The sequence below is a fragment of the Nocardioides humilatus genome (assembly GCF_008373755.1).
Taxonomy (GTDB): Bacteria; Actinomycetota; Actinomycetes; order Propionibacteriales; family Nocardioidaceae; genus Nocardioides; species Nocardioides humilatus.
Genome location: NZ_VUJV01000210.1, coordinates 1 through 385, shown reverse-complemented (window position 1 = coordinate 385; position 385 = coordinate 1). Strand labels below are relative to the sequence as shown.

1 protein-coding gene is annotated in these 385 nt (G+C 50.4%); it reads left to right on the top strand.

From position 1 onward, the window contains the following. A partial coding sequence (locus F0U44_RS24485; protein WP_223163839.1) for an eL18 family ribosomal protein occupies nt 1-362 on the top strand: 362 nt, incomplete at its 5' end. Between the last annotated feature and the right edge of the window lie 23 nt (nt 363-385).

Genomic DNA, 385 nt, shown 5'->3' with positions numbered 1-385 from the left:
CTCGTTTGGCGCGCCACATGAAGAAGCCAACTCGTGAGGGTTTGATTGCCGTGGTAGTGGGGACAGTCACAAATGACGTGAGACTGTACAAGATACCGAAGATGACGGTGGCTGCTCTTCATGTTACCGAAAAAGCTCGTGCACGCATTTTGGCTGCTGGAGGAGAAATTCTTACTTTTGATCAGCTGGCTCTTCGTGCTCCGACTGGCAAGAAGACAGTACTGGTACAAGGTCAGCGAAATGCTCGTGAGGCAGTGCGTCACTTTGGCCCTGCTCCAGGAGCACCGCGCTCTCATACTAAACCCTATGTTCGCACCAAGGGACATGAAAAAGCAAGGCCCAGTCGTCGTGCTAATGTCTAATTTTTAATATAAGGACTACACAC